The 21,383-nt window shown below is 72.7% G+C and carries 23 protein-coding genes; 4 read left to right on the forward strand and 19 right to left on the reverse strand.

The genetic code is table 11. The features are described from left to right. Positions 1–212 precede the first annotated feature (212 nt). From ACZ7BZ_RS29865 to ACZ7BZ_RS29875, 3 genes are all read right to left on the reverse strand, one after another. Entirely contained in the window at positions 213–512 is a 300-nt protein-coding gene (locus ACZ7BZ_RS29865) for an acylphosphatase (RefSeq protein WP_380453390.1), read from the reverse strand. Between the two features lie 9 nt (positions 513–521). Beyond that, entirely contained in the window at positions 522–728 is a 207-nt protein-coding gene (locus ACZ7BZ_RS29870) for a winged helix-turn-helix transcriptional regulator (RefSeq protein ID WP_470361049.1), read from the reverse strand. A gap of 156 nt (positions 729–884) precedes the next feature. Continuing rightward, positions 885–2,243: a hypothetical protein gene (locus tag ACZ7BZ_RS29875; RefSeq protein ID WP_470361050.1), complete on the reverse strand. Its 1,359-nt coding sequence runs from the start codon at positions 2,241–2,243 to the stop codon at positions 885–887. Between the two features lie 305 nt (positions 2,244–2,548). Between ACZ7BZ_RS29875 and ACZ7BZ_RS29880 the strand changes: the two genes are divergently transcribed. Beyond that, positions 2,549–3,469 (forward strand): DMT family protein, encoded by a 921-nt coding sequence (locus ACZ7BZ_RS29880; RefSeq protein ID WP_380453396.1) that lies wholly within the window; start codon positions 2,549–2,551, stop codon positions 3,467–3,469. A gap of 7 nt (positions 3,470–3,476) precedes the next feature. Here the strand turns inward: ACZ7BZ_RS29880 and mutM are convergent, their stop codons facing one another. The 10 genes from mutM to ACZ7BZ_RS29930 all read right to left on the reverse strand — a co-directional run bounded on the left by mutM (position 3,477) and on the right by ACZ7BZ_RS29930 (position 13,665). Then, the gene (mutM, locus tag ACZ7BZ_RS29885) at positions 3,477–4,355 is read right to left on the reverse strand and encodes a bifunctional DNA-formamidopyrimidine glycosylase/DNA-(apurinic or apyrimidinic site) lyase (RefSeq protein WP_380453398.1); all 879 of its coding nucleotides are present in this window, start codon (positions 4,353–4,355) and stop codon (positions 3,477–3,479) included. Between the two features lie 57 nt (positions 4,356–4,412). After that, complete coding sequence (gene rnc / locus ACZ7BZ_RS29890) at positions 4,413–5,201, reverse strand: ribonuclease III (protein WP_380453400.1); 789 nt, start codon at positions 5,199–5,201, stop codon at positions 4,413–4,415. Positions 5,202–5,221: 20 nt separating this feature from the next. After that, complete coding sequence (gene rpmF, locus ACZ7BZ_RS29895; protein ID WP_030056747.1) at positions 5,222–5,395, reverse strand: 50S ribosomal protein L32; 174 nt, start codon at positions 5,393–5,395, stop codon at positions 5,222–5,224. Positions 5,396–5,397: 2 nt separating this feature from the next. Continuing rightward, a complete protein-coding gene (locus ACZ7BZ_RS29900) occupies positions 5,398–6,042 on the reverse strand; it encodes a YceD family protein (RefSeq protein ID WP_470361051.1) in 645 nt (214 codons plus the stop codon). Positions 6,043–6,205: 163 nt separating this feature from the next. Further along, positions 6,206–7,420, reverse strand: coding sequence for an ATP synthase subunit B family protein (locus tag ACZ7BZ_RS29905; protein ID WP_470361052.1), 1,215 nt, complete (start codon positions 7,418–7,420; stop codon positions 6,206–6,208). A 181-nt stretch (positions 7,421–7,601) separates the two neighbouring features. Then, positions 7,602–8,093, reverse strand: coding sequence for a pantetheine-phosphate adenylyltransferase (gene coaD, locus ACZ7BZ_RS29910; RefSeq protein WP_470361053.1), 492 nt, complete (start codon positions 8,091–8,093; stop codon positions 7,602–7,604). 49 nt (positions 8,094–8,142) lie between these two features. Next, positions 8,143–8,727, reverse strand: a complete 585-nt coding sequence (gene rsmD, locus ACZ7BZ_RS29915) for a 16S rRNA (guanine(966)-N(2))-methyltransferase RsmD (RefSeq protein ID WP_380453407.1) — start codon at positions 8,725–8,727, stop codon at positions 8,143–8,145. A gap of 244 nt (positions 8,728–8,971) precedes the next feature. Beyond that, entirely contained in the window at positions 8,972–9,505 is a 534-nt protein-coding gene (locus tag ACZ7BZ_RS29920; protein ID WP_380453410.1) for a hypothetical protein, read from the reverse strand. A 105-nt stretch (positions 9,506–9,610) separates the two neighbouring features. Further along, positions 9,611–11,842, reverse strand: coding sequence for an ATP-dependent DNA helicase RecG (gene recG / locus ACZ7BZ_RS29925; protein WP_470361054.1), 2,232 nt, complete (start codon positions 11,840–11,842; stop codon positions 9,611–9,613). A 77-nt stretch (positions 11,843–11,919) separates the two neighbouring features. Next, positions 11,920–13,665 carry a DAK2 domain-containing protein gene (locus ACZ7BZ_RS29930; protein ID WP_470361067.1) on the reverse strand — a complete coding sequence of 582 codons (1,746 nt, stop codon included), beginning with the start codon at positions 13,663–13,665 and terminating at the stop codon, positions 11,920–11,922. Between the two features lie 166 nt (positions 13,666–13,831). Here ACZ7BZ_RS29930 and rpmB point away from each other — a divergent pair, with 166 nt between their 5' ends. After that, positions 13,832–14,017, forward strand: coding sequence for a 50S ribosomal protein L28 (gene rpmB / locus ACZ7BZ_RS29935; RefSeq protein WP_014138233.1), 186 nt, complete (start codon positions 13,832–13,834; stop codon positions 14,015–14,017). A gap of 160 nt (positions 14,018–14,177) precedes the next feature. Here the strand turns inward: rpmB and thiD are convergent, their stop codons facing one another. From thiD to ACZ7BZ_RS29950, 3 genes are all read right to left on the reverse strand, one after another. Beyond that, positions 14,178–14,990, reverse strand: coding sequence for a bifunctional hydroxymethylpyrimidine kinase/phosphomethylpyrimidine kinase (gene thiD / locus ACZ7BZ_RS29940; RefSeq protein ID WP_470361055.1), 813 nt, complete (start codon positions 14,988–14,990; stop codon positions 14,178–14,180). Between the two features lie 23 nt (positions 14,991–15,013). After that, positions 15,014–16,039 carry a 6-phosphofructokinase gene (locus tag ACZ7BZ_RS29945; protein WP_470361056.1) on the reverse strand — a complete coding sequence of 342 codons (1,026 nt, stop codon included), beginning with the start codon at positions 16,037–16,039 and terminating at the stop codon, positions 15,014–15,016. 167 nt (positions 16,040–16,206) lie between these two features. Further along, positions 16,207–17,172, reverse strand: coding sequence for a thiamine-phosphate kinase (locus tag ACZ7BZ_RS29950; protein ID WP_380453424.1), 966 nt, complete (start codon positions 17,170–17,172; stop codon positions 16,207–16,209). Between the two features lie 226 nt (positions 17,173–17,398). Here ACZ7BZ_RS29950 and ACZ7BZ_RS29955 point away from each other — a divergent pair, with 226 nt between their 5' ends. After that, complete coding sequence (locus tag ACZ7BZ_RS29955) at positions 17,399–17,632, forward strand: Lrp/AsnC family transcriptional regulator (protein WP_380453427.1); 234 nt, start codon at positions 17,399–17,401, stop codon at positions 17,630–17,632. A 20-nt stretch (positions 17,633–17,652) separates the two neighbouring features. Next, positions 17,653–18,171 (forward strand): DUF3515 domain-containing protein, encoded by a 519-nt coding sequence (locus ACZ7BZ_RS29960; protein ID WP_470361057.1) that lies wholly within the window; start codon positions 17,653–17,655, stop codon positions 18,169–18,171. Positions 18,172–18,244: 73 nt separating this feature from the next. On the opposite strand, the gene ACZ7BZ_RS29965 is transcribed toward ACZ7BZ_RS29960, so the two are convergent. From ACZ7BZ_RS29965 to ACZ7BZ_RS29975, 3 genes are all read right to left on the reverse strand, one after another. Next, positions 18,245–19,390: a D-alanine--D-alanine ligase family protein gene (locus tag ACZ7BZ_RS29965; RefSeq protein WP_380453432.1), complete on the reverse strand. Its 1,146-nt coding sequence runs from the start codon at positions 19,388–19,390 to the stop codon at positions 18,245–18,247. 85 nt (positions 19,391–19,475) lie between these two features. Continuing rightward, positions 19,476–20,477, reverse strand: a complete 1,002-nt coding sequence (locus ACZ7BZ_RS29970) for an NAD(P)H-dependent glycerol-3-phosphate dehydrogenase (protein WP_465749742.1) — start codon at positions 20,475–20,477, stop codon at positions 19,476–19,478. Further along, the gene (locus tag ACZ7BZ_RS29975; RefSeq protein ID WP_470361058.1) at positions 20,474–21,307 is read right to left on the reverse strand and encodes a lysophospholipid acyltransferase family protein; all 834 of its coding nucleotides are present in this window, start codon (positions 21,305–21,307) and stop codon (positions 20,474–20,476) included. The genes ACZ7BZ_RS29970 and ACZ7BZ_RS29975 overlap by 4 nt, the downstream gene beginning before the upstream one ends. Positions 21,308–21,383 lie beyond the last annotated feature (76 nt).

A 21,383-nucleotide genomic window follows, 5' to 3' on the forward strand; every position in this document is an offset into this window, starting at 1 on the left:
GGTCAACACGATCACCGCACGCTACCGCGCCCCTGTCACCTGCCCGGCGGTGTCGTCACGCCTGGGGGGTCTCGGGCCCGGGTCCACCACGTGCTCGTGGATCATCGTTCGATGCGGAGTCAACCACGAGTCTGCCCGATTGGCAACCGTATGACACCGGCCGTTGCGGATCAGTTCCGGGGAGCGGCGACGCCGGCCCGGGAGCCGGGCGTTCAGCGGATCTCGAAGCCCTCGTAACCTGCGCCGACGGCGGTCCAGATCTCGGTCACTCCGGACACCGCGCCGGGCGTGTCCGGCCCTCGCAGCAGGGTCAGCAGTTGCTCGCAGTCGGCGGCCAGGCCCTCGGCGACCACCTGCACCCGGCCGTCGCCGAGGTTGCTCGCGTAGCCGGTGAGGCCGATCTCCAGCGCCCGCGCTCTGGTCCACCAGCGGAACCCGACCTGCTGGACCCTCCCCCGGACCCAGGCGGTCACCCGGACCGGTTCATCACTGTGGGCGTCGCGACCGTGCATGCCAAGACCCTAACCGGCGCGACGGCCGGTCACCGCGCTGTACGGGCCGCGCTCGACCACCCCGGCCTCCTCCAGCTCCCGCAGCCGTGCGGTCGGCCGGTCGCGCGGCGCGCCGGTGTTGCGGGCGATCCGGTCGAAGCGGTGGTTGCCGTAGAACAGCTCGCGCACCGCCGGCAGGGCCCGCTTCTCCCCCACCACCTGGAGCGCCGCGGCCATCGAGCAGGGCCGACCGGGACTCCGGGAGTAGTGGTGTCGGGGGTCACGGCGCCAGCCCGCCACACCGGATTGGCTCCCCGAACCCGCACCGGAACGGCGGACGGCCCCGCCGGTCGGAACCGGCGGGGCCGCGGAGGACGGCGCGGGGCGGGCGGACTACCAGTCCCCGCCGCCGAAGTCACCGCCGCCGAAGTCCCCGCCACCGGAGTCCCCGCCGCCGAAGCCGCCGAAGTCGGAGGAGTTGAAGTCGGCGCCGGTGAAGTCACCGCCGTCGTACTGGTCCTGGTAGCCGTGGCCGCCGCCCATCATGGGGGCCGCGGCGTAGGCCGGGGAGCTCATCATCGAGCCGAGCATCGTGCCGACCAGCAGGCCCGACAGCAGGCCGCCGCCACCGAAGCCGCTGTAGTAGCCGCCCGCGTACGGGGCGTACGCCGGGCCGGCGTTCCAGTACGGCTGCGGGCCGTGCTCGGTGTCGACGGTGCGGATCGCCGGGTCGAGGCCGGCGGCCACCCGGTCCGCGTCGGCCTGGCAGACCGGGACGCTGCGGGCGGCGCCGCCGGCCGGGGCCCAGTCGACGTCCTTGACGGACGGGCCGTGCCGCGGGTCCATGAAGCACGGGGGGCGGCGCTCGGGCAGCGGGCGCTTCTCGCGCCGGGCGGCCAGGGTGGCCAGCGCGAACCGGCCGTCCTCGATGGTCTCCGTGACGACCTTGACGTCCTCGGGCTTCTTGGCCTCGTCCATCAGACGCTTGGCCTTCTCGTACGAGTCCAGCGCATGGCTGTAGTCGGTGCGCTGGACGTCGTCCGCGTCGGTGGCCCGCGGATTGAAGTCCAGGCGCTCCAGCTCGACGCCGTAGGCGGTGATGTCCTCGTCGACCACGCGGCGCAGCTGCTCCAGCTCGGCCCGGGCCTGGGCCTCCTTGCGCTGCTTGGCGCGGCGGAAGAGGAAGAAGACGCCGGCGCCGGCCAGCGCCACCAGCACGAGCGGGATGACCACCCAGGCGATCGAGGTGCTGTGGTTGACCCCGGTGCCCTTGGCCTGCGGGGCCGCGTTGTCGACGAAGTCGTTCAGGGTGGCGTCGATGTCGCCGGTGTGGGAGTGCAGGGCTGCGCTGGCGAGCTTCTCGGCGGAGCCGGCCGACATCGCGCCGCGGTCGGCGCGGGCGGCGAACTGGTCACCGCGCCAGATCGCGTAGACCCCGTCGATGCCGACCTTGGTGCGCACGTCCTGGAAGACGCTCTGCTTGTTGTACGAAGGCGAGTCGGGGACGACCGCGACGAAGATCGGCTTGTCGGCCTTCTCGATCTTCTTGGTCAGGGCGTCCGCCTGGCTCTGACTGAAGCGGCTGGTCATCGCCGGGTCGACGTAGACCTTGCCGGCCTTGAGGGCGGCGGTGGCATCGCTCAGCCCGCCGGCGGCGGAGGCCGCGGGCGCGAACAGAAGCAGCAGCCCGAGCAGCGTCGCCACCAGGGCAAGCGGCCCGGTGCCCCGGGAACGTCGTGCAAGGGTTCTCATGTCCCCGACGCTACCGTGACCGGCGGCCGGGCACGGCATACCCTTCGCATACTGGTTATGACAGGATTCCCCGCCGTCCGCCGGGGTGGCTCCCCTTCTCGCGGATGAGATTTCCCCCAGCCGACCCTGAGACGGGTGGGGCGCGGGAACCGCGGGGGGCGGCCGGACGTACGTCCGGGCGGACCCGGGAAGGTTCCGGGGCGGTTCGAGGGGGCGTCCCGACCGTACCGCGCGAACGGGCACACTGGTCCCGGACCGCTGGTCCCATTACCTTTTCTTGACCCAACTCCCGATCGGAGCGCTCGGTGATCATCGGCCTCGTCACGGCCGTGGCGGCATCCGCCTGCTACGGCACCGGCTCGGTCCTGCAGGCCGTCGGTTCCCGCCGCTCGGCCCGCGAGGAGGCGGCCAAGGGTGCCACCACCGCGACCACCGAGCACGGCGGGCCGAGCCTGTCCTCCACCGCGAAGGCCGCCGTCACCTGGGAGTTCATCACCGGTACGGTGCTGGACCTGATCGGCTTCGGGCTCGGCGCCCTGGCCGCGCGACTGCTGCCGCTGTTCCTCTCCCAGACCATCATCAGCGCCAACCTGGTGATCACCGCGGTGCTGAGCATCAAGCTGCTGGGCATCCGGCTCAAGCAGCTGGAGTGGGTCTCGATCGGCGTGCTCTGCTCGGCACTGGTGCTGCTGGCCGTCTCGGCCGGTCCGGAGGGCGGCCACCACGCGTCGACGGCCTTCCACTGGGGCCTGCTGGTCATCACGACCGTGCTGCTGGCCGGCGGCAGCCTGCTGGTGCGCCGGATGGGCTCCAAGGGCGCGATCGTCGCCGGTCTGCTGTCCGGCCTCGGCTTCGGCGCCCTGGGCGTCGGCGTGCGCATCCTGAACGGCGTGGAGCCGTTCGACCTGGTCCGGCTGATCTCCGACCCGGCGCTGTACGCGATCCTGGTCGGCGGCCTCGGCGGCATGTACGTGCACACCGTGGCGCTGCAGATCGGCTCGGTGAACGGCGCCACCGCCGCCCTGGTGGTCGGCGAGACGGTGCTGCCCGGCGCGATCGGCGTGCTCTGGCTCGGCGACTCCTCCAAGGCCGGCCTGGGCTGGCTCGGGGTGCTGGGCTTCCTGCTCGCGGTGGTCTCCGCGGTCGGCGTCGCCTACTTCGGCCAGGGCGACCACGGCGCCCTCGGCGAGGCCTCCGCCGACCACCCGGAACTCGCCCACAAGTAGCCCGCCGTCAGCCCCCGTTGGCGGTGCGCGGCAGGCGCTGGCAGCGGGGGCAGAAGTAGCTGGACCGGTTCATCCAGGGGGCCCGCCGGATCGCGGTGCCGCAGCGGCGGCAGGGCTCGTGCTCGCGGCCGTAGGCGTCGAGGTCCCGGGAGAAGTAGCCGCTCTCGCCGTTCACGTTGACGTACAGGCTGTCGAAGCTGGTGCCGCCCACGGCCAGCGCCGCCGCCATCACGTCCCGGGCGTTGGCCAGCAGCAGCGCGGCCTGTGGCCGGGTGAGGGTCGTGGTCGGGCGCTCGTAGTGCAGCTTGGAGCGCCACAGCGCCTCGTCCGCGTAGATGTTGCCGACGCCGCTGATCAGGGTCTGGTCGAGCAGCGCGCGCTTGACCGTGGTGCGCTTGGCACGCAGCGCGGCCATGAAGGCGCCGTCGTCGAAGCGCGGGTCGAGCGGGTCGCGGGCGATGTGCGCGATGGAGAGCGGGGTGCCCTCCGGATCGTCCTCCTCGGCCTCCTCGACGGCCAGGCCGCCGAAGGTCCGCTGGTCGACGAAGCGCAGCTCGCGCCCGCCGTCGGCGAAGCGCAGCCGGACCCGCAGGTGGGTCTCGTCCGGCACCGACGGGTCCTGGACGAGGAGTTGGCCGCTCATCCCGAGGTGGCCGATCAGCGAGAAGCCGGCCCCCGCGCCGCCCAGCGGCACCCAGAGGTACTTGCCGCGGCGCTGCGCGGTGCCGAGGGTCGTGCCGGTCAGCCGGGCCGCGAAGTCGGCGGCGCCGGCCGCCTGGCGGCGCACCGCGCGCGGGTGCAGCACCTGGACGTCGGCGACGGTCCGCCCGGCGACCCAGTTCGCCAGACCGCGGCGGACGACCTCGACCTCGGGGAGTTCGGGCACGGGAGCTGGCCTCCTGCTTCGAAGGGATCGGCAGGAGGCAAGGCTACTTCTTCCGGGTCACGCGCCGGCGGGCAGCCGGTCGGCGTACTTCTCCTTGATCGCGCGCCAGGCGCTCTCGGCGGCCTTCTGCTCGGCTTCCTTCTTCGAGCGGCCGACGCCGCTGCCGAAGTCCTCGCCGGCCACCCGGGCCGCCGCGGTGAAGGTCTTCTCGTGGTCCGGACCGGACTCCATGACCACGTACTCGGGCACTCCGATGCCCACCGACGCGGTGAGCTCCTGGAGGCTGGTCTTCCAGTCCAGGCCGGCTCCCAGCTGAGAGGACTCCTCGATCAGCGGGTCGAACAGCCGGTGGACGAACTCGGTGGCCGCTTCCAGACCGCGGTCCAGGTAGACGGCCCCGATCACGGCCTCGACGGTGTCCGCGAGGATCGACGACTTGTCGCGGCCGCCGGTGCCCTCCTCACCCTTGCCGAGCCGGATGAAGGTGCCCAGTTCGAGCCCCCGGCCGACGTCCGCGAGCGCGCGGGAGTTGACCACCGCGGCACGCAGCTTGGCGAGCGTGCCCTCCGGGACGTCCGGGTGGACGCGGTAGAGGGTGTCGGTGACCACCAGGCCCAGCACCGAGTCGCCGAGGAACTCCAGGCGCTCGTTGGTGGGCAGCCCGCCGTTCTCGTACGCGTACGAGCGGTGGGTCAGGGCACGCACCAGAAGGGCGCGCTCGAGCGTGTACCCGAGGCGCCCTTCCAGGACGTCGTATTCGGTCGAAGCCGGCCCGCCGGCCTTGCCGCCGCCCGAAGAACCCTTCGAGGCAGTGGACGCCTTGCGGGTGGAGTTACCGTCCGACATCGATCCGTGCACCCCGCCGATCAGACCGAGAGGACCTGGCGACGGTTGTACGTGCCGCAGCTCGGGCACGCGATGTGGCCCAGCTTCGGCTCGTGGCAGCGGTCGCACGCCACGAGGGCCGGAACGACGGCCTTCCAGTTGGACCGACGGTGGCGCGTGTTGCTGCGCGACATCTTCCGCTTCGGAACAGCCACGGCTACTTCTCCTGGTTCTCGGCGAGACCCTCACGGGTGTCGCTGTTCTTGATTCCGTCACCCTCGTCGCCGGGGGCGGCGGAGAGTCCCTGCAGAGCCGCCCACCGGGGGTCGGCGGCGTCGTGGTGGTGCGTCGGGTCGTCGCTCAGGCGCGCTCCGCACTCGGAGCACAGACCCAGGCAGTCTTCCTGGCACACCGGCTGCAGCGGCAGTGCGAGCACCACCGCGTCACGCAGCACCGGCTGGAGGTCGAAGAAGTCGCCCTCCAGACGGTAAGTCTCTTCTTCCGAGTCCTCGTCGAGGTCCTCGGTCCCGGTGGTCCGGGCGCGGTGACGCTCGTCGGACTCCGGGTAGTAGTACAGCTCCTGGAAGTCGACGTCGATGTCGAACTCGACGGGCTCCAGGCACCGGACGCACTCGCCCTCGACGTGGGCGTCGGCGGTGCCGGTGACCAGCACGCCCTCGACCACGGACTCCAGGCGGAGCTCCAGCTCGATCGGGCTCTTCTCCGGGACGCTGATCACGTCGATGATCCCGAGGCCCTCGGGGGCCTCCAGGGTCCGGTTCACCTTGCGCATCGAGCCCGGACGACGGCCGAGCTCGTGCGTGTCGAACACGAGGGGGTCGCGGTGGTCGAGGCGGTTCAAGGTGTCCTGACTTCCATAGGGATCAACGCTGTGTTCCCCATTACGAGTCGGCGTTGCGAGGGCAAGCCGACGGCCGGACATGGGGATGCCGGAGTGGTCAGACTACCGGAGTCTCCCGCCAGGCCCAACTTCGGTCCCGTCGGGAGACTCCGCGGAGGTCCGCTCAGCGGCCGCCGAGCTCCCGCAGCCGGGTCATGTCGATCATGCTGGTGTCGAAGAAGCTGGTCTCGTCCAGGTTCTGCTGCTGCTGGTGCGGCACGGCCGGGGGCAGCGCGGGCTGCTGCGGGTAGCCGTAGCCGTCGTACGCCTGGGCCCCGTAGCCGTCCTGCTGCTGGGGATAGCCGTAGGCGCCCTGCTGGCCCTGGTGCTGCTGCTGCCCCTGGTAGTCCTGCTGCTGCGGGTAGCCGCCCTGCTGGTGGCCCCACTGGGCGTTGTACGGGTCGCCCTGGCCGGCCGGGTCGAAGCCGCCGCCGTACACCTCGGCGTACTGCCCGCCCTGGGGCTGGCCAACGTGGTGGTGGACGTCCTGGTGCTGGGTGTCCTGGTGCTGGGCGACGGCCGCGTACTGGTCGGCGCCGGTGGGCTGCCAGCCGGGCGCGGGCGGGGTCTGCTCGGGCCAGCTCTGCTGCTGGGGGACGTCCTCGCGGTACCAGGCGAGTTCGGCGCCGTCGGCGTCCGCGGCGAAGCCGGCGGCCACCGCCTCGGCGCGCTCCTTGGCCTGCTGGGCCTCGTCGGCGGCGGCCAGGTAGGCGCCCAGCTCGTCGATCGGCTTCTTGCCGAGCAGCTTGTCGCGGCCCTTGCCGACCGCCTCCAGGGTGGCGCTGAGCACGTTCTCCAGGGTGGCGAGCTTCACATCGACGTACTCGTCGACCTCGGGGCTCGGGCTGCTCCGCTGCTGCTGGAACTCCTCGCCGTCGCTCTCGGCCTCGTAGCCGGAGTCGCCGCGCAGCTTGGTCCGGCCACGGCCGACCGCGCCGAGCGTCTTGGTCAGTACGACCTCGAAGTTGGCGAGCTTGCTGTCCACGTAGTCGTCGGCCTCGGCACGCTTGGTCTCGACGTCGGCACGGGCCTCGGCCAGGAGCCGGTCGGCCTCGGCCTGGGCCCGGCGGACCACCTCGGTGTCGGAGATCAGCGAACCGCGCTCGGAGTGCGCACCCTGGATGATCCGGTCGGCCTCGGCCTGGGCCTCCGCCACCACGTGCTCGTGGTCGGCCATCACCGACTGGGCCTGGGCGAGTTCGGCGGGCAGAGCCGCCTTGAGGTCGTTGAGCAGGCCGATCAGTTCGGCCCGGTTCACCACGCAGGAGGCCGACATCGGCATCGCGCGGGCGTTCTCGACCGCCGCCACGATCTCGTCGACCTTGTTCTGCACGTCCACGGGGCTTCGTCTTTCCGTGTGCCGCCGACGGTCCGGCGGAGGCAGGCCCGGCGCGGTGGACCTCACCGCAGGGCAGGACTACAGACTGTACGGCCCCCGTGCGGCGAGCTCACAACGCCTGAGCCGAAGTGTCCTCCACCGCCCCGGACAAGCCATGACGAACCGGCAGGAAAGCCACCCGCTACTGCTCGGCCCTGCGCTCCGCGATCCGCTCCACCAGGCGGTCGTGCACCGTCTCCGGCAGCAGGTGCGAGACGTCGCCGCCGTACGAGGCGACCTCCTTGACCAGCGTCGACGAGAGGAAGCTGTACGTCGGCGAGGTCGGCAGGAACAGCGTCTCCACGCCGGTCAGGCCGTGGTTCATCTGCGCCATCTGCAGCTCGTAGTCGAAGTCGCTGACCGCGCGCAGGCCCTTGATGATCGCGGGGATGCCGCGGTCCCGGCAGTAGTCCACCAGCAGGCCGTGGTGCGACTCGACCACCACGTTCCCGAACGGAGCGGTGACCTCCTCGATCAGGCCGATCCGCTCCTCGACGGTGAACATGCCCTGCTTGTTCCGGTTGATCAGGACCGCGACATGCACCACGTCGTACAGCTTCGAGGCGCGCTCGATGATCTCCAGGTGGCCGTTGTGGATCGGGTCGAACGACCCGGGGCAGACGGCTCGGCGCATGGCGTGTGTGCTCCCTCGTGGGGTGACGGCTGCTGCGGGCCGCGGCCCGCTACTCCTGCTCGCTGGCCTCGGCGGCGGCGCGACCGTACCAGAGCGTGCCCTCGCCGTAGCGGCGGGAGCGCAGCACCTCGAAGCCCTCGGGCCAGCCGAACTCGCCGCCACGGGTGCTGCGCTCCACGGTGACGAGTGCGTCCGCCGCGAGCCAGCCCCCAGCCAACAGTGTGATCAGCATCTCGCGCACCTCCTCGTCCGTCACCACGTAGGGCGGATCGAGGAAGACCAGGTCGTACGGGTCCTGCGGAGGCGGTCCGGCGATCACCTTCTCCGCCTTGGCGGCCCGCACCTCGGCGCCCGGCAGGCCGATCGTGCGGACGTTCTCCCGGATCACCCGGGCCGCCTGGGCGTCCGCCTCGACCAGCAGCACGTGCTCGGCGCCGCGCGAGAGCGCCTCCAGGCCGACCGCGCCCGATCCGCCGAACAGGTCCAGCATCCGCGCCCCGTGCAGGGTGCCGCGGAACGCCTCCAGGGTGGAGAACATCGCCTCGCGGGCCTTGTCGGAGGTCGGACGGGTGCCCCGGCCGGGCGGTACGGCCAGTCGGCGGCCGCCGGCCGCTCCGGCGATCACGCGGGTCATGGTGGTGGGAGGTCCTTTCGTCGCTGCCCGACCACGCTATCCCGCCCCGAACCGAAGGGGCGCGCCGGTGCCGAAAGCGAGGAGCGACCAGCGAGGCACGAGCGCCGGAGCGACGACCGTCGGCACCGGGCCCGAGCGCCCCGGAGGCGAGCGGGCGAATCACACCCCCGCACGGCGCTCACGCCGGGCCGGGCCCGGCCCGGCGGGGACGCCCCCGCCGGGCCGGGCCCGCGCACTCGGGCGGTCAGCTCGCCTCAGTGCCCGCGCCCTGGCCCGGGACCGCCGCGCCGAGCAGGGCCGGCGAGGCGTAGCGGGACCACGACAGGCAGCCGTCGGGCGGGCAGAACTCGGGGCGGCGCGGGTCGTGCCCGAGCTCGCGCAGCTTGGTCCGGACGGAGTCGGGCGTACGGCCGAAGCGGGCGGCGATCCGGGCGACGGTCTCGCCGTCGTGGAAGCGCCGGACCAGCTCCTCCTCGTGCTGGGGCACCCAGGGGGCGCCGTGGCCGGGGTACAGCTCACGCAGCACGTCGCGGTCGGGGATGGGCTCGGAGACGTCGGCGACGATCGCCAGCGCCCGCAGTGCGCGGTTGAGCGCGATCCGCAGCGAGGCGACGTCCTCGACCGGCAGCCGGAGCTTGCCCGAGGCGAGCGGCGTGGCGGCCGCCCCCTCACGCCAGCCGGTCAGGGTGAGGGTGACCTCTCGGTCGTCGTCGCTGGCGAGTTCGATCCGGAAGACCTTGTCGCCCAGCGGGAGCTCGTTGAGATGACGGAATGCCATGGCAGGACCCCCAAGTGTCGTGCCAGGTACGCACCTTGGGGGTGCGCCCTGAACAACTACATTCTCTCCCGGGGGTCTGACAATCCGGCCGGCCCGAGGGCCCGCTCAGCCCTTCTCCATGTAGGCCGCGCGGTCCTCGTCGAGCAGGCTCTCCAGCGCGGTGCGCAGCTCCGGGTGGGCGGCCAGTTCGGGGTCCTCGGCGACCAGCCGGGTGGCCTCGGTCCGGGCGGTGAGGATGACCTCCTCGTCCTCCAGCACCGAGAGCACCTTGAGCGAGGACTTCACCCCGGACTGCGCCTGGCCCAGCACATCACCCTCGCGGCGCTGTTCGAGGTCGATCCGGGACAGCTCGAAGCCGTCCAGGGTGCCGGCCACCGCGTCCAGCCGGGCCCGGGCGGCACTGCCCCCGGGCATCTCGCTGACCAGCAGGCACAGGCCCGCCGCGCTGCCCCGGCCGACCCGGCCGCGCAGTTGGTGGAGCTGGGAGACGCCGAAGCGGTCGGCGTCCATGATGACCATCGCGGTGGAGTTGGGGACGTTCACGCCGACCTCGATGACGGTGGTGGCGACCAGCACGTCCACCTCCCCGGCGGCGAACCGGCGCATCACGTCGTCCTTGGCCTCCGGAGCGAGCCGGCCGTGCAGGATCTCCACCCGCAGCCCGCTGAGCGGGCCCTTCACCAGCTTGTCGGCGGTCTCCACCACCGAGAGCGGCGGCCGCCGTTCATCGCTCCCGGCGCCGGCGTCGGCGTCGGTGACTTCCTCGAAGTCCTCCTCGGCCGCCTTGCGCCGCTTCTTCGCGGCCTTCGGGTCGACGGCCGGCTCCTCGTCCCCGATCCGGGGGCAGACCACGTACGCCTGGTGGCCCTTGCCGACCTCCTCGCGGACCCGCTCCCAGGCCCGGGTGAGGAAGTTGGGCTTCTCCAGCGCAGGGACGACATGGGTGGAGATCGGCGAGCGGCCGGCCGGGAGCTGGTCCAGGACGGAGGTCTCCAAGTCCCCGAAGACGGTCATCGCGACGGTGCGCGGGATCGGGGTGGCCGTCATCACCAGCAGGTGTGGCGGCTGCTCCCCCTTGGCGCGCAGCGCGTCCCGCTGCTCGACGCCGAAGCGGTGCTGCTCGTCCACCACGACCAGGCCGAGGTCCTGGAACTGGACCTTGTCCTCGATCAGCGCGTGGGTGCCGATGGCGATCCCGGCGTCCCCGCAGGCCATGTCCAGCATCGCCTGGCGGCGGGCGGCCGTCCCCATCGAACCGGTCAGCAGCACCACCCGGGTGGCGTGCTCCGAGCCGCCGAGCATGCCGCCCTCGGCGAGGTCGCCCATCATCTCGACGATCGAGCGGTGGTGCTGCTGGGCCAGCACCTCGGTGGGCGCGAGCAGCACGGCCTGGCCGCCGGCGTCCACCACGGCGAGCATGGCACGCAACGCGACCAGGGTCTTGCCCGAGCCCACCTCGCCCTGGAGCAGCCGGTGCATCGGGTGCTCGGTCGCCAGGTCGGCGGCGATCTCGGCGGAGACCTTCCGCTGGCCCTCGGTGAGGGTGAACGGCAGCCGGGCGTCGAAGGCGTCCAGCAGCCCGCCGGTGAGGGCCACCCGCGGCTTGGCGGGCAGCGCGGAGTCGGCGGCCCGCCGCTGGGCCAGCGCGACCTGTAGGACGAAGGCCTCGTCCCAGCGCAGCCGGCTCTGGGCGCGCTCGCGGTCGGCCTGGCTGCTCGGGCGGTGGATCAACTCCAGCGCCTCGGGCAGCGGGATCAGGTCGTGCCGCTCGCGCAGTTCGGCAGGCAGCGGCTCGCCGACGTCGCCGAGGTGCTTGGTGAGCGCGGTCTCGATGCAGATCGACAGCTTCCAGCTGGGCATCTGCGCGCTGGCGCCGTACACCGGGATGAGCCGGCCGGCGAACTGCTCGGCGGCGTCGGAGCCGGCGTCCTCGTCGAGCAGCTGGTAGTCGGGCGAGACCAGTTGGCGGGTGCGGTTGAAGACGCCGACCTTGCCCGCGAACAGGCCCTGGGCTCCGGCCCTGAGCTCCTTCTGCCGCCAGCCCTGGTTGAAGAAGACCAGCGAGAGCCGGCTGCGGCCGTCGGTGACCACGACCTCCAGCCGGTCGCCCTTGCGGCCGCGGAACGGGATCAGGGTGACCTTCTCGATCCGGGCCAGCACGGTGACGTGCTCGTCGATCTCCAGCTCGTCCAGGCTGGTGAGCTGGCCGCGTTCGACGTAGCGGCGCGGATAGTGGTGCAGCAGGTCCCCGACCGTGCGCAGCTTGAGGCTGTCGGCGAGCACCTTCGCGGTGCGGTCGCCGACGAGCTTGGTCAGTGATTCATCGAGAGCGCCCATCAGGCCCTTGTTTACACCAAGGCACCGACGATCCGGGCGCGCTCACCCGCCCACCGCCTCCGAGCCGGACGAGCGGCTCACTCCACTCCGATGAGCAGCGGGGTGAACCCCTGGCCGCCGTGGAAGACCACCGAGTCCACCTCCGGCCGCTGCTGGCGGACGTGCGCCACCAGCCGGTCGGCGAGCGCCCGGTCGGCGCCCTCGCCGAGGATCAGGGTGACGAGTTCGCCGCCCGCGCCGAGCATCCGGTCCAGCACGCTCTCGCCGACCTCGGCCAGCCCGGCGCCGATCACCGCGACGTCGCCGTCGATCAGGCCGAGCACGTCGCCGGCCTGGCAGACCCCGGCCATGGTCCAGGACTCCCCCTCGGCGACGGCGAGTTCGGCGTACCGGGTGGCCCCGGCGGCGGAGGTCATGGCGACCACGTCCTCGTCGAAGCGCCGCCCGCCCTCGTGCACGGCGAGGGCCGCCAGGCCCTGCACCGGCGAGCGGGTGGGCAGGACGGCGATCCGTACGCCCTCCTCGCGCAGCTGGTCGGCGGCGGCTCCGGCGGCGGCGCGCAGTTCGGGGTCGTTGAGCAGCAGCACCACCTCGCGGGCGGCCGAACCGCGGACGGCGTCGGCGAGTTCGGCGCTGGCCGGGCGGCGGTCCGGGTCGGCGTGCAGGACGACGGCCCCGGCCTGCTCGCACAGCTCGGCCAGTCCGTCGCCGGAGACCACGGAGAGCACCGCGCGGGCCCGCTCCTCGCGTTCGCCGCGCTCGGCGGCGGTGCCGGCCCGGGCGGCGGCCTCCGCGAAGTGGGTGATCCGGATCTGGTGCGGGCGCCCGGCGCCGACCCCGGCCTCCACGGCGGCGCCCGCGTCGTCCACGTGGACGTGCACGTTCCACAGGCCGTCGCCGCCGCCGATCACCAGCGAGTCGCCGAGCCGGCCGAGCCGCTCGCGCAGCGCGGGCAGCGCGTCGTCCGGCGCGTCCAGCAGGTAGATGACCTCGAAGGCGGGGTGGCCCGGGCCGGGCGGCCGGAGGTGCACCTCGCAGCTCTCCACCGCCCGGACGTCCCCGCGCAGCGCGACCGGACCCATCGGCTGCTGCCCGGCGACGGCGTCGGCGAGTGCGCCGAGGACGGCCACCAGACCGCGCCCGCCGGCGTCCACCACTCCGTTCTCGGCCAGCACGGCGAGCTGCTCGGGGGTGTGTCGCAGCGCGTCCCGGGCGGCCCGGTAGGCGGTGTCGGCGACCTGGGCGAGCCCGCCCCCGGCCCGGACCGCCTCCCTGGCGGCGACCCGGGCGACGGTGAGCAGGGTGCCCTCGACGGGCTCCGCGACGGCCTGGTACGCCGAGTCGGCGGCACGCTGGAGGGCGGCCCGCAGGTGTTCGCCGCCGCCGCCCTCGGCGAGCGTCTCCGCGGTGCCGCGCAGCCACTGGGCGAGGATCACCCCGGAGTTGCCGCGGGCGCCGATCAGCGCGCCGCGGGCCATCGCCCGGACGGCGTCGGCCAGTCCGGGCGCCGGGTCGGCGGCGGGGTCGGCGAAGCGGCTCTCCACCTCGGCGGCGGCGGACTCGACGGTCAGGTAGAGGTTGGTGCCGGTGTCGCCGTCCGGGACGGGATAGACGTTGAGCGCGTCGATCTCCTCGCGGGCCTGGCCGAGCGCGTGCAGGGCGAGCTGGCACCAGGTGCGCACGGCCGGGGCGTCGAGCGTGTGCAGCACCAGGTCTCCTCCGGAACGGGACGCCGACACGGCCGGGGGCGGCGGCAAGGGGTGATACCGGCAGGTTATCGGGGGTCGGGGAGGGCCGCCGGGTCCGCCGACCGGAGCGATCACTCGGCCGGTCATGGTAGTTTCGTGGGACGGAAGCAAGCGTTGTATGCTCTTCCGGTTGCCTGGAACCGTCCAGGCTCACCCCCTTGTCCGGTCCGGTGCACGCGAGTGTTCTGGTGGGTGAGTGGGTTTTCGAAAGTATCTGATCTGAAGTCTTGGAGTGACTCCTGTGGCTGCCAACTGCGACGTCTGCGGCAAGGGGCCGGGCTTCGGCAACAGCATCTCCCACTCTCACCGCCGTACCCCCCGTCGTTGGAACCCCAACATTCAGACGGTGCGCGCTGTGATTGGGCGTACGCCGAAGCGGCTCAACGTCTGCACCTCGTGCATCAAGGCCGGTAAGGTCTCGCGCTGACGCGCAGACCGGCATGCCGGTCCTCCAGTGAGTCGGTTCATCCCCGGATGAGCCGGCTTCGCTGTTTCCGGGACCGGTCGCGCCATCCGGACGCACCGGTGATGGGCGGACCCCTTCGGGGGGCCGCCCATCATCCGTTTCCGGCCGGATCCGCCGGACCCTAGGTCCTGTCCGCCCGGCGCCAGCGCCAGGCGTGGTCGACCGGGCCGATCCCGGCGCCCAGCGCGAAGCCCCCGGCGATCGCGCCGGTGACGTACTCCTTGGCCGAGCCCACCGCCTCCGGCACCGACTCGCCCTTGGCCAGGCCGGCCGCGATCGAGCTGGCCAGGGTGCAGCCGGTGCCGTGGGTGTGCCGGTTGTCGTAGCGCGGCGCGCGGTACCAGTGCACCTCGCCGGGCCCGCCGTACAGCAGGTCGGCGGCCTCGCCCGCCAGGTGGCCGCCCTTGACCAGCACCCAGCGCGGCCCGAGGTCCAGCAGCGCCTCGGCGGCGGGCAGCATCTGCGACTCGTCCTCGACGGTGCGGCCGGTGAGCTGCGTCACCTCGTGGAGGTTGGGGGTGACCACGGTGGCGACCGGCAGCAGCCGCTCGCGGACGGTGGCCACCGCCTCGGCGGCCAGCAGCGCGTCCCCGTGCTTGGAGACGCCGACCGGGTCGACCACCACCGGGGCGTCCACCCCGGCGAGCAGGCCGGCGACGGTCTCGACCAGTTCGGTCGAGGCGAGCATGCCGGTCTTCACGGCCTGCACCCCGATGTCGTCCACCACGCTGCGGAACTGCGCCCGGACGGCCTCGGCGGGCAGTTCCCAGTAGCCCTGGACGCCGAGCGAGTTCTGCGCGGTGACGGCGGTGATCACGCTCATGCCGTGGACGCCGAGGGCGAGCATCGCCTTGAGGTCGGCCTGGATGCCGGCGCCGCCGCCGGAGTCGGAGCCTGCGACGGTGAGCACGCGGGGAGGTGCGGTGGAGTCCATGGGCCCAACCTACCCGCGGGGGTTCAGAGCACCGCCTCGGACTCCGCCCAGCGGTCCTCCGGCACCGTCTTCAGCCGGGTGACCGCGTCACCGATCGGCAGCAGCTCGATGCAGGTCCGGCGCAGCGCGGTGAAGTGCCCGAAGGCGCCCAGGTGGACGGCCTCCACCGCGTGCCAGCCGAAGCGGGTGGCCAGCACCCGGTCCCGGGCGGTCGGGGTGCCGCCGCGCTGGGTGTGGCCGAGGATGACCGGGCGGGCCTCCTTGCCGAGCAGGTTCTCCAGCTCGTGGGCGAGCCGGTTGCCGATCCCGCCGAAGGTCCGGTGGCCGTACTGGTCGACCTCGCCGTGGTCGAAGCGCATGGTGCCGGGCATCGGGGTGGCGCCCTCGGCGACGGCGATGATGGCGAACTTCTTGCCGCGGGCGAAGCGGTCCTCGACCATCCGGGCCACCTCCTCGATGTCGAACGGCTTCTCCGGGATCAGGATGCCGTGCGCGCCGCCGGCCATGCCCGCGGTGAGGGTGATCCAGCCGGTGTGCCGGCCCATCAACTCCACCACCATGACGCGCTGGTGGGACTCCGCGGTGGTCTTCAGCCGGTCGATCGCCTCGGTCGCCACGTGCACCGCGGTGTCGAAGCCGAAGGTGACGTCGGTGGCGTCGATGTCGTTGTCGATGGTCTTGGGCACGCCGACCACCGGCAGCCCGGCGTCGCTGAACTGTTTGGCAGCGGTCAGCGTCCCCTCGCCGCCGATCGCGATCAGCGCGTCGATGCCGATGTCCCGGGCCAGCGTCTTGGCGTTCTCCACCGCCCAGGCGATCCGCTCGCGCTGCACCCGGGCCGAGCCCAGGATGGTGCCGCCGAGGGTGAGCAGACCGGTGACGTCGTCGTGCGAGACCGGCCGGGTGCGGCCCTCGATCAGTCCGAGGAAGCCGTCCTCGATGCCCACGATCTCGTCGCCGTGGACGTCCGTCCCCCGGTGCACCACCGAGCGGATCACCGCGTTGAGACCGGGGCAGTCGCCGCCGCTGGTCAGTACACCGATGCGCATGTGTGGTGTGCTCCCGCTCGCAGTGGTTCAGACCACCCGCGCCGGACGGCGGGCGGGCTCGGATGGCGCAAGCCTACGCAAAACGCACCACCGAATCCCGTCCGCCGCACGCCCGGAGCGCCACGTGCCGTACCGGCGTCCACTCCGGATCGTCCTCGCGCCGTAGCTCATTCGGAGAAGTGGTCCCAGCCGCCGACCCGGTCCCAGGGGGCGCCGTCCACCGTCACCCGGCCACTGCGCGAGCCCCGCGGACGACCGGTCACCTCGCCCACCACCCGCCAGCGGGACGGGAGTTGGACCCCTCGCGGGAAGGTCGCCACGATCGCGTGGTCCTCGCCGCCGGACAGCACCCACACCAACGGGTCCACCCCGACCGCCTGGCCGATGTCGGCCATCTGCGCCGGGACGTCGAAGTCGGCGGCCCTGAGGTCGATGTCCACCTCGCTGGCGCGGGCCACGTGGCCGAGGTCGGCGACCAGCCCGTCGCTCACGTCGATCATCGAGGTCGCGCCCAACTCGGCCGCGGCCGGGCCCGCGTGGTACGGCGGCTCGGGCCGGCGGTGCGCCTCGACGAAGGCCCGCGGGGAGCGGAAGCCGCGCTGCAGCACCGTCAGTCCGGCCGCCGACCAGCCCAGCCAGCCGCACACCGCGATCACGTCGCCGACCTGGGCGCCGGAGCGCGTCACCGCCGCGCGCCCCTGGAGGTCGCCGAGCGCCGTGATCGCCAGCGTCACGGTGTCGCCGCGCACCACGTCGCCGCCGACCACCGTCGCCCCGGCGACCTGGCACTCGTCGCGCAGCCCGTCCATCAGCTCGGTGGCCCAGGTGGTCGGCAGGTCGGCGGGGGCGACCAGCCCGAGCAGTATCGCGGTGGGCACCGCGCCCATCGCGGCCACGTCGGCGAGATTCTGGGCGGCGGCCTTGCGGCCCACGTCGTAGGCGGTCGACCAGTCCCGGCGGAAGTGCCGGTTCTCGATCAGGACGTCCGTGGTGGCCACCACCCGGCCGTCCGGGGCCTTCACCACCGCGGCGTCGTCCCCGGGGCCGAGGTCGACCGCGTCGGTGAGCGGTACCCGCGCGGTCAGCTCCCTGATGAGACCGAACTCGCCGAGCTCGCCCACGGTCCCCTGCATCTGCGTCCTCTCGCGTTTCCTTCCCGGACGGCACCGCCATCCGGAATCCAGTCCCCGTCGCTCCCCCGCGCGCAGCGTACGCCCTTCGGGAGCGCCGAAGTCTCCCCTCCCCGGCCCGCAGCGCGGTAGCGTGGTGATCAGCCTGCCGGTGAACCCGCATCCACCCCTGCACCAGACCGGGCGATCACGGCGGCGATCCCCCCAACCGGCCGCCGGGAGGTCACCCGTGGTACAGGCATACATCCTGATCCAGACCGAGGTAGGAAAGGCCACCTCGGTGGCCGAGACGATCGCGAAGATCCCCGGTGTGATCACCGCCGAGGACGTCACCGGTCCGTACGACGTGATCGTCAAGGCCGAGGCCGAGACGGTCGACGACCTCGGCCGCATGGTGGTCGCCAAGGTCCAGAAGGTGGAGGGCATCACCCGCACCCTCACCTGTCCGGTGGTCCATCTCTGAGCCCCGGCTACCATCGGCGGGTGGCCAGAGAACTCCGCATCCCCGAGGCGCTGACCGCCCTCCCCGCGCCGGTCCGCTGGCTGGCCCTGCCCGTCGCACTGACCTGCACGGTCGTACTGCTGGTCGGCAGTTGGGGCCCGGCCGACCAGGACGTCGCGGTCCCGCGGCCGAGCGGGAGGGCCGCGGACTACTGCCGCACGCTGGACGCGGCGCTGCCGGCGGAGCTGCTCGGCCACGCCCGCAAGGACCCCTCGCCGGCCTCGCCGTACACGGCGGCCTGGGGCGACTCGCCCCGGGTGGTGCTGCGGTGCGGCGTCGACCGGCCGGAGGAGCTGGACGGCGAGCACGCCGAGGACTGGTCCCCGACCGTCGACGACGTCACCTGGTGGTCGCAGAAGCTCGGCGACGGCGGCTACCGCTTCGTGACGACCATGCGGGCCGCCTACGTCGAGGTGACCGTCCCGGCCGGTGCCGCGCAGAACCCCTTCGACCCGGCGGCCGCCCTGACGGACGCGGTGAAGGCCAGCATCCCGGGCTGAGCGAGTACGCCGAACACGCGCGAGGGGACGGGCCGGAGGCTTCCGGCCCGCCCCCTCGGCGCGTACGGACCCGCTACCGCAGCCCGGTCGAACGGCGCAGCGCGGTCTGCAGCAGCCGGTCGATCAGCTCCGCGTACGAGATCCCGCTGGCCTCCCACATCTTCGGGTAGGCGGAGATCGGGGTGAAGCCCGGCATGGTGTTGATCTCGTTGATCATCCAGGAGCCGTCCTCCAGCAGGAAGAAGTCCACCCGGGCCAGGCCCTCGCAGCCGAAGGCCTCGAACGCGGCGACCGCCTGGCGCTGGATCTCCGCGACCTCGGCGGCGGTCAGCTCGGCCGGGATCCGCACCTCGGAGGAGTCGATGTACTTCGCCTCGAAGTCGTAGAAGTCGAAGCCCTCGCCGACCAGCACCTCGGCCGGGACGCTGGCCCGCGGGCCGTCCTCGAACTCCAGCACCCCGCACTCGATCTCGCGGCCGGACACCCCCGCCTCGATGATCAGCTTGGGGTCGTGCCGGCGGGCCTCCTCGATCGCGGCATCCAGCTCGGCCAGGTCCTTGACCTTGGTGATGCCGATGCTGGACCCGGCCCGGCAGGGCTTCACGAACACCGGCAGGCCCAGCTCGGCGACCCGCTCGCGCACCGCGGCCCGGCCCTGCTCGGTCTCCCAGTCGCGCGGCCGCACGATCGTGTAGTGGCCGACGCCCAGACCGTGCGAGGCCAGGATCCGCTTGGCGAACTCCTTGTCCATGCCGGCCGCGCTGGCCAGCACGCCGTTGCCGACGTACGGGACGCCGGAGAGCTCCAGCAGGCCCTGCACGGTGCCGTCCTCGCCCCAGGGGCCGTGCAGCAGCGGGAACACCACGTCGACCTCGCCGAGGGCCTTGGGGGCGCTGCCCGGCTCGCTCAGCAGCACCTCCCGGCTGCCCGGGGACACCGGCAGCGCGACCTGCCCGTCGACGGCCTCGGCGACGTGCGCCACGTCCGGCAGCCTGCCGTCGGTGATCGCCATCCGGGCCGGCTCGTCGCTGGTCAGCGCCCAGCGGCCCTCGTGGGTGATGCCGATCGGCAGCACGTCGTACTTGTCACGGTCGATCGCCCGGAGAACGCTGCCCGCGGTCGAGACCGAGATCGCGTGCTCGGAGCTGCGCCCGCCGAAGACCAGCGCGACGCGCGGCTTCGGGGCGGACGGGTTCGGGGAGGTCTGTTCGATGCTCATATCGGGTTTGAGACTACCGTGCGAGGTGTTTCCGGGAAGTCAACGCGGACCCGGAGAGTCCGCGCGCGGACCCGCCGGACCCGCCTCAGCGCCGCTCCGCCTTGGCCGAGCGGGACATCAGCGCCTGGAGCGCCTCCTGGGTCGGCCGCCCGTTGTGCACCACGTCCACCACGGCCTCGACGATCGGCATGTCGACCCCGCTGCGCCGGGCCAGGTCCAGCACCGATTCGCAGGACTTGACGCCCTCCGCGGTCTGCCGGGTGGCCGCGATGGTCTCGGCCAGCGACATGCCCCGGCCCAGGTTCATCCCGAAGGTGTTGTTGCGCGACAGCGGCGAGGAGCAGGTGGCGACCAGGTCGCCCATCCCGGCCAGCCCCGCGAAGGTGTGCGGGTCGGCGCCCAGCACCTCGCCGAGCCGGGTGGTCTCGGCCAGTCCGCGGGTGATCAGCGTCGCCTTGGTGTTGTCGCCGAGCCCCATGCCGGCCGCCATGCCGACGGCCAGGCCGATCACGTTCTTGACGGCGCCGCCGAGTTCGCAGCCGATCACGTCGGTGTTGGTGTACGGCCGGAAGTACGGCGTGTGGCAGGCCGCCTGGAGCCGCTTGGCGACCGCCTCGTCGGTGCAGGCCACCACGCTGGCGGCGGGCTGCCGGTTGGCGATCTCCTTGGCCAGGTTGGGCCCGCTGACCACCGCGACCCGCTCCGGCCCGACCTTGGTGACCTCGTCGATCACCTCGCTCATCCGCTTGGCGGTGCCGAGTTCGATGCCCTTCATCAGGCTCACCAGCACGGTCTGCGGCTCGATCAGCGGCGCCCACGCGGCCAGGTTGTCGCGCAGCGTCTGCGAGGGCACCACCAGCACCGCGAAGTCGGCGCCGGCCAGCGCCTCGGCGGCGTCGGTGGTGGCCCGGACGGTGTCGGGCAGCCGGACGCCCGGCAGGTAGTCCGGGTTCTCGTGGGTGGTGTTGACGGCGTCCACCAGCTCCTGGCGGCGGGCCCACAGCACGACGTCGCACCCGGCGTCGGCCAGCACCATCGCGAACGCGGTGCCCCAGGAGCCCGTCCCCATCACGGCGCAACGGGTCATCGGCCCGCCCCCTGACCCTCGTTGCCGTTCCGGGGGCCCTTGGCCCGCCGGCGTTCGGCCTGCGCGACGGCGGCCCGCTCGCGGGCCGCCTTGCGCATGTCGTAGCGCTCGGCCGGCGGCTGCTCGCCGCGGACCTCGGCCAGCACGTCGGTGATGGCGGCCATGATGTCCTCGGTGGCGTCGTTGAGCACCTGGGCCGTGAGTTCCATGCCCTGGTACTTGCTCAGGTCCACCGCGGGCCCGGCGGCCACCGTCACCCGGTGGCGCGGGAACAGGTTGAACTTGCCCTTGCCGAAGCCGGCCCGGCCGTACGGCGGGATGATCTCGTGGGCGCCCCAGTGCGCGACCGGGATGACCGGCGCACCGGTCATCAGCGCGACCCGGGCGACCCCGTTCTTGCCGGTCATCGGCCACAGGTCCGGGTCCCGGGTGAGCGTTCCCTCCGGGTAGAACTGCACGCACTGGCCGTTGTTGACGGCGTCGATCGCGGCCCGGAAGGCCTGCGCGGCGTCGGTGGACTCGCGGAACACCGGAATCTGGCCGGTCTTGCGCAGCATGAATCCGATGAACGGGATCGAGAACAGCGAGGACTTGCCGAGGATCCGCGGCGGCCGCCCGCTGTTGTACTGCCAGTGCGCGTAGATCACCGGGTCGATGATCGAATTGTGGTTCACCGCGGCGATGAAGCCGCCCTTCTCGGGAATGTGCTCCCAGCCCCGCCAGTCGGGCTTCACCAGGGCGGTCGTCACCGGCTTCACCAGCACGGCCGCGAAGCGGTACCAGATGCCGTAGTCGGCGTTGCCGAACTTGGCGTACGAGCGGCGGGCCACCCCAGCTCCTTCTCATCCGATGCGGCACGTGGGGTGCCGCGGTCATGGCCTCCGGTGCCGCGCACCGCTGCGACCT

The organism is Kitasatospora sp. NPDC036934 (assembly GCF_055608425.1).